The organism is Paenibacillus pseudetheri (assembly GCF_924513355.1).
Taxonomy (GTDB): Bacteria; Bacillota; Bacilli; order Paenibacillales; family Paenibacillaceae; genus Paenibacillus_AQ; species Paenibacillus_AQ pseudetheri.
Genome location: NZ_CAKMAB010000040.1, coordinates 50,395 through 57,159 on the forward strand (window position 1 = coordinate 50,395; position 6,765 = coordinate 57,159).

Annotated in this window: 6 protein-coding genes; all 6 read right to left on the reverse strand. The window is 45.7% G+C overall.

Translation table 11 applies throughout. The features are described 5' to 3' along the window. Positions 1–2: 2 nt before the first annotated feature. From L1028_RS25380 to L1028_RS25405, 6 genes are read right to left on the reverse strand one after another with little or no spacing between them, the layout of a single operon-like run. On the reverse strand, positions 3–395 hold the full coding sequence (locus tag L1028_RS25380) for a head decoration protein (protein ID WP_234540727.1): 393 nt from the start codon (positions 393–395) through the stop codon (positions 3–5). Then, positions 395–1,498 (reverse strand): head maturation protease, ClpP-related, encoded by a 1,104-nt coding sequence (locus L1028_RS25385; RefSeq protein WP_234540728.1) that lies wholly within the window; start codon positions 1,496–1,498, stop codon positions 395–397. Before L1028_RS25385 ends, L1028_RS25380 begins: the two co-directional genes overlap by 1 nt. Before the next feature lie 5 nt (positions 1,499–1,503). After that, positions 1,504–3,192 carry a phage portal protein gene (locus tag L1028_RS25390; RefSeq protein ID WP_234540729.1) on the reverse strand — a complete coding sequence of 563 codons (1,689 nt, stop codon included), beginning with the start codon at positions 3,190–3,192 and terminating at the stop codon, positions 1,504–1,506. After that, entirely contained in the window at positions 3,189–3,419 is a 231-nt protein-coding gene (locus L1028_RS25395; RefSeq protein WP_234540730.1) for a DUF6148 family protein, read from the reverse strand. Before L1028_RS25395 ends, L1028_RS25390 begins: the two co-directional genes overlap by 4 nt. A 28-nt stretch (positions 3,420–3,447) precedes the next feature. Continuing rightward, the gene (locus L1028_RS25400; protein WP_234540731.1) at positions 3,448–5,307 is read right to left on the reverse strand and encodes a phage terminase large subunit family protein; all 1,860 of its coding nucleotides are present in this window, start codon (positions 5,305–5,307) and stop codon (positions 3,448–3,450) included. Further along, on the reverse strand, positions 5,304–5,789 hold the full coding sequence (locus L1028_RS25405; RefSeq protein ID WP_234540732.1) for a hypothetical protein: 486 nt from the start codon (positions 5,787–5,789) through the stop codon (positions 5,304–5,306). Before L1028_RS25405 ends, L1028_RS25400 begins: the two co-directional genes overlap by 4 nt. Positions 5,790–6,765 lie beyond the last annotated feature (976 nt).

Here is a 6,765-nt window from a genome sequence, read left to right on the forward strand (position 1 = left end):
TCTTATTTAATTACTCGTTTTGTAATCAAACCGATCTTACGCATAGCAACTTCATGTTGAGCAACCTTATCTGTACCACCAAACTTAAGAGCGTTACGATTAAATTCGCCATCAAGGTACGCTGCAGCTCGTACATCTTTTGTAGTTGCATCAATAGTTGAATCGGCCAGAATACAGTAAGGGTCTTGTGAACCATCCGACTTAGTAGAGTCAACTGGAGTCGTAACAGGTGTCCCTGCATACAAGTCACTTTCAGACAACTGACTAACACGACCCAACACTGTACCGCGGGTCACTACTCCTGAGCCAGACTTGATAATAATCGCTGTCATTCTCTCTGGCTGCACTCCACCTGCAAACAATTCATCAAACGATGGGCTTGTATATTCAGACATTATCTACGACCTCCATTCTTTGGTCTCATATTTTGAGCCATTGCAATCATACTGGTGACTGCCGCCTCTGCATCCTCTTCCTTAGCAGCTCCTGTAGGCTTTGCCTCAAGCGATGCCACCGTATCGACTCCACTTTCCTCAGCATCGAGAGCACGGTCTTTACCAGCGTTGACAATACGCGTCTGCGAAGCTTCGATCATCTTAATTGCCAGTTCTCCGGCTGTTTCACCATTTGCGATTGCCGCTTTAACAAGTTCTGCGGATCCCGGAGTCTTTTCGGCAAGACTTGTGATTGCCGCGACACGAGTTCTCTCTGCTGTTTGTGCATCGCCAGTCACTTGTGCGAACAAATCAGGGTGTTTCTCTTTCAATTCTGCAATATCCATTATTTTTGCTTCCTCCTCGTTATCATTTTTCGCTGTAACACCTGCCGGATTTTCATTCATTCCGGATGTTAAAGGAGTTACTGTTGCTGATGGAAACATATTTTCCTTCAGCAATTTTGACTTAACCTTGCTCAATACTTCGTTTGAAAAAAGAGGTGCCGCTGTAGCAACAGCAACTACTTTTTCCATTTGCCCGAACATAACTTCGTCTGCAAAACCATTTTCAACGGCTTGCTGGGCATTCATAAACGTTTCTGCATCCATCCAAGCAAACAATTCGTCTCGGGTCTTACCCGTCTTATATTCATAGGCATTGACCATTCCCTCATCAACGCTTTTGACCATCTGCGATGCTTGGTCAAGGTCATTCTTATTTCCCCATGCTCCCGTAGAAGAACGATGTACCATGATTTGTGCTGTTGGAGAAATCAATACTCGCTTTGCCCCGCAGATTGCAACAGAAGCCGCACTCGCGGCGAGAGAGATAACTTTCGCAATTGTATTACCTGCATATTCGCGAAGGGACGAGTAGATTTCTGAACCTGCCCACATATCTCCGCCAGGAGAGTTAACATAGATCTCCACATCATCACCGTTTGCTTGAGCGAGTTGTTCGTTTATGTGGCGAGGTGTGGTGTGGTCCATTTCAAAGTATTCGTAAATCCAAGAATCCTCACTGGCCACAATTGTTCCATACAGATTAATCCTTATTGCCATTCGTTTTATTCACCCCCTTCCTCGTCGTCGTTATCTGCGTCGCCTTCCTTGGAAGGCTCAGATGGCATCACGGGCGTTGCTGAACCAGAAGGAGACTCTGTCAACCCCAGCTCTTTCAAACGAGTCTTTTCATATGCCCGTTGCCTAACGTTGTCCTCCCATGAACCGCCGTTAATCTCAGCAGTTTCACGCGTTGCTGTGGAAAGATTGTTCTCCATCCGCTTAACAGCCGCATCAACTTCCTTGGTTGGATCAAGTAGACCTTGAGAAGGACCGTGCCATTCTGCTTTTGTGTAGGCAGCAAAAATAGCCGGATCATCAAAGATGCCGGGTGCTGCAATTCTTCCTTTAAGCACAGCCTCCACAAACCATTCTTCATAGATAGGCTGACAGAATGTTTTTGATAACCATGAACGACGCATACGATACATCTTCCAGGCTTCTAGGAGAGCGCCGCGACTCGCTGAATATGAACTGGTGAATTGTTTAGTCAATATTTCATAAGGCAACTCTAGCGCCGCTGCCATCTGCTTAAGCATGGCACGAACAAACGCCTCGTAGTTCGGATTAGGTCTAGTCGGGTCGGCGAATTTCACATCCTCGCCCGGATCAGTCCGCATGATAGCACCTTGACCAAGCTTGATTTCGTCACCATTAGATCCTGGCACATTATCTGTGCCATCTAAGTCATCGTCATCCATCCCTACTCCATCGAACGGGCTTCCACCCTCTTCATCTGCTGGAGTTGTAATAAAAACCGTGTACATAGATGTAATGACAGCTGCTGCTAGCTCGGCGCTGGTGTACTGACTAAGTTGCTTCAGCGATTCGATGATCGGAGCAATGACTGGAATACCTCTTCTCTGACCTGGGCGTTCTGCTTCAAACAGATGTAGAACATTCACACGTCCAGTTCGTTTGCCATACTTCTCTACACGCACCCATTCATTCGCTCCAGTCAAGTTGTATCCATCTGCTCCAGGATGTCGATTGCTGAAATGGTATGCCGTAACCATTCCGTCAGCGTCAACTTCAACCCCTGACTGAATAAGATCCCTATCTATTACTGTCTTTTCCGGTGGAGTGGCACACCTGTCTGCTTCAATTAAATTAACCTTGAGATCATATATTGACCACGGGCGCTTTTTACTCGGCATAAGTGCGAATACATCGCCGCTCATCATGGTTGATATAAACGCTAAGGCTTGTAATTGGTAAAAATCACTGAGTCCAGCAGCGTCACATTTTGTTGTATCTGCCCACAAGGACCACTCTCGCTGAATGGCACTACGTAACTCCTCAGCCTTAACCTCATTCAGGCCTAAGAATTTAGCATCAAAGGAAGGGTTTAGACGTAGTCCGGTTCCGACGATGTTAGTCCTTAATCCTTTGTGTGCAGCTGCTACAATATCAGTGCCCATGTGCAAATCGCGAGCCCGTTCCCGCAATTTAGGAACGTTCTGATGGATATCCACGTCTGCGTCTCCGGCAGGCGTTTGCCAAAACAACATGGATGACTTAGATGAGCTAGCCCCATGCTTACCATAACCCCGTCCATTGCTCCCAGAACTTCCGATTAATTGGCTGGTGACATTACGCACCGCCTGCTGCCGTACTATCTCTGTCCTAGCTTTCTCTCGTTTTACAGCAATACCGGGAGCAATAAAACTAAGCGTTCTGTCGATGATATTCATCGGTCAACGGGGTAAAATCCCGCTGTCCTAGAACGTCGTTTTCCGCCATTCTCATAAGCATCAACAATACGACCATACTTCCTTTTCATCATTAGAACGGTTGCCATATCTGCACGAGTTAATGATCTGTCAGCAATACTGTAGGAACTCCCTGTAGCTATAGCATCCTCAGCTTCATTCCACATTTGATATTTGGCTTTAGCTTCCTCATAAGGTATTCTTGGCATTTTCCCTTTCTCACCTCCTTCATCTGGTCTAAATGCTGCTTGGTACATTCTTTTTCTTTGGCTTTTTGCCTTTAGCTGGAGCCTCCCTCACCTTGACAGGATTAGGCAAAGGCAAGTCGAAATTCGGGTTGATCATTTCTATAGCTGCTCGATTGTAAACAGCAAGGTCAAGCGCCTCATTTCGCACTCGTGTTTTAACCCAAACAGTGTAAGGTAGACCTTCCTTGTACCGGGTTACCAATTGTTCTGCTGTTAGTTGCATGAAATATTCCTCGTCATACACGAAAGCATCTGGGTTGTCAGGGTGTGGCAACGGAAATCGACATGATCCTGGCTTCCCCGGTTCCAATTTTAGAGAGGCAAATACTGTAGCCTTCCCCTCAGATACTCCGACACGGATTACAGTCGCATTAACAACATTATTTGTACTTATCCCGTTTAGTAACGGAGTCTCCGTTCCGTCGCCTTTCTCTTCACCCTTCAAAGCGTAAATATTTCTTCCCTGCCGTGGTTTACAGAACTTGTATACCTTCAATGTGTGGTGTCCTCCGGAGTCAATCAAGATTCTGACCGGGCGAAACGTCCTGCCTTCAGCATCTTTCCACGTCCGCGCCAGGAACTCGTCCAATTCATCCCACGGCTGTTGCTGATTAAGGTCCCCGACGATGATATGGCGCTGAACTCTCCAACTTGAGTACCCTTTTCCCCAGCCCATCACGTCAATTTCAAAGCGTGTGTCTTGAGTATCGACGGCTGCAGTGAGGTATCGTACGCCTGTAGGCACCCGAGCCTGGTACATTTCACGGCGATTGAGGAGCACTTCATGCTCTACTTTCTGCCCTTTTTCTTCCCAAGTCTCAGCCAACTTGGTATTAATGAACGTCTTGAGCAGCTGAGATCCACCCCGCTGAGCTTTCATCCAATCATTAACAAGCTTTTTCCAAGTAACATTTATTGTCCCAGCCAAACTATTCAGGTGGAACCCCCGTGTTGTTGCGTGCTTTTTACCCGCAATCCACTTACCACGTTCGGCGTAGTCATGCTTCCACTCATGTTCTGGATGCAATGTACCACAATGTTTGCAAGCCATTTCAACCTTAATGCAGTCCGAAGTTTCCTCGTCGTATTCAAACTTGATCTGACCCCACTTGAACGGCTGGTACTCTTCGCAAGATGGACACGGCACGCACCATTCTTCTTTCGTGCTGTCCTCATACAGCTTCTCGATTCGGGACATACCTTTGATTGTTGGTGTGGAGACAAATACCAGCTTTTTGTTATAGAAGGTATCTGTACGGGCTGTAGCCAGTGATACAGGGTCGCCTTCCTTCCCAGCTGACACTGGGAAACGGTCAATTTCGTCCGCAATGACAACACGGATCGGTTTGGAAGCCAGCGAAGCCGGAGAATTCGCACCTGCTATGTTGACTCTGCCGCCTGGATAGGACTTGTATAGTATGGTATTACTGGTATCCCGGCTCTTATCTTTGGTTATGAGCTTCGCTAACTGCGGTGAATCCCGGTACATCGGGGCAAGGCGGTCCTTTGAGAAATCTTTTGCGACCACAAGATCCGGCTGTACAACCATGATCGGGGCAGGATCATGGCCCGTATAATAGCCAATCGTGTTCAATTGAACTGCTGTTTTGCCCAATTGAGCGCCCCACATCATAACCACTGACTCCACTTCTGGATCAGAAATAGCTTCCATCGGCACTTTCTGAAATGGTGAACGACTTGTTCTCCACGGTCCCTTCTCTGAGGAATCTTCTGGTGAAAGAACCCGGTGCTGGTCAGCCCATTCAGCAATACTTAACGGCTCTGGGGGTTTGACGAGTTGGATTGCCTGACGTAAGAGAGTGAAGGTCTGCTTTCGCTGTGCGTTCATTCTCTCTCAGCCAACGGGTCATATTTTGCGAGCTCGGTTAGAGCATCGTTGATCTTGGCTTCCATCAATAAACGGATTTGCTTCTCTTCAGTCATGTGTGACAGTTCGGTTGCCATCCTCGGAGGCAGACCCTGCAGCCTCTCCCGAAAATTCACAACCAATTCGCCCCACGCATCCAACACATCCCCCGTTGTGTGCAGGTTATTTCTCTTTTCCTCCAATTCCAGCATCGCAATTTCTTTTTTTATCTGTTCGTGCTGCGCCTTTTCATCGTTATAGCTAATCTTGCCCTCTGTAGAAGTCCCAGTGATATGCCGGATATATGCCTGCACGGATTCAGCCAAATTATATTTACCACGTGCCACTTGAGTGAGTACTCCGTCACGGGTCAACTGGCCGATCCATTGCTTGGTTTTCCCCACGATAGCAGCTAGTTCACTGGTACCTACGATACCCTCTGGTTTGTTTTCTCCTTTCCTCATAAGTCGTTCACCACTTTCCTTTTTGATTCATAATTTTCACTAGGTTCCTAGAGCTATTTTAAGGCTGATTTTAACGCGACATTATTAGAAGGAATAATTCTCCAAGAAAAGCCAAACAAGCCCTAAGAGAAGCCCTCAGAAGGCGTACAGATGAGGTAAAGGGAAAGCGAAAACCAAAAATAAAATCTGAGTGGTTTTCGGGCTCACGCGCACCCGCACTTATTTTTAAGTCTCAGAAGGACCCAAATTTTAGATTTCAGCCAAATCCTGATGCATTTTCATCATTTTCAATGACAAATTAATAGACACACCCAATAAAAGAAACAGCAGCAGTTGGACGTTAAAGCAATGTCCTAGACAGCCGCTGTTTTATGTAACTTTTATTACACGATAACAAGTATCAAACTTAAAATAAAGGGGATTGTTTACCATCAATTTCAGGTGTAGAAGTTGGGAATATCATTCCGAGTATACCAACACCACCGTAGTAGGAATAATCGGTCATAAAGTCCGTCTGTTTCCTTATAATCGATAGTTCATATACTGAGAATAACAAGTAATTTTTACTTCGAAAACCAATAGGTTATGATGCTGCGTTTTTTTGGTAATAGCTTATTTCTTTCTTATAGACCCACTTTTTAAAGTCGGCGCTATCTGGGTTTGTCCAAAGCAAAACAAGTAAGACTAAACCTACTACAAGAATCAACCGTCTCAAACTGAGCCCCCTCCTCATCTATTACACTTAATAATATGTTGAGTACAGTAAGGACATGACTTGTTCACTCCTTTCTTAAATACAAAAAGACCACTCTTTTATGAGCAGCCTTTATACATGTTTTATGTGGTTGTATATTCATAAGAATATGTGTCACTTATATATCTTTATATATTACTTTCTTTAATGTTTCTTTTAGTTATCTTAGGGGGAGAACTCTCCCCCACTAATGGTGGAGAATCATACCCCATGGTGGTGGAG

What these genes read in the sequence shown, in the direction of transcription:
- L1028_RS25380 (WP_234540727.1), bottom strand. Translation starts at nt 395, where the DNA reads ATGTCTGAATATACAAGCCCATCGTTTGATGAATTGTTTGCAGGTGGA.
- L1028_RS25385 (WP_234540728.1), bottom strand. Translation starts at nt 1,498, where the DNA reads ATGGCAATAAGGATTAATCTGTATGGAACAATTGTGGCCAGTGAGGAT.
- L1028_RS25390 (WP_234540729.1), bottom strand. Translation starts at nt 3,192, where the DNA reads ATGAATATCATCGACAGAACGCTTAGTTTTATTGCTCCCGGTATTGCT.
- L1028_RS25395 (WP_234540730.1), bottom strand. Translation starts at nt 3,419, where the DNA reads ATGCCAAGAATACCTTATGAGGAAGCTAAAGCCAAATATCAAATGTGG.
- L1028_RS25400 (WP_234540731.1), bottom strand. Translation starts at nt 5,307, where the DNA reads ATGAACGCACAGCGAAAGCAGACCTTCACTCTCTTACGTCAGGCAATC.
- L1028_RS25405 (WP_234540732.1), bottom strand. Translation starts at nt 5,789, where the DNA reads ATGAGGAAAGGAGAAAACAAACCAGAGGGTATCGTAGGTACCAGTGAA.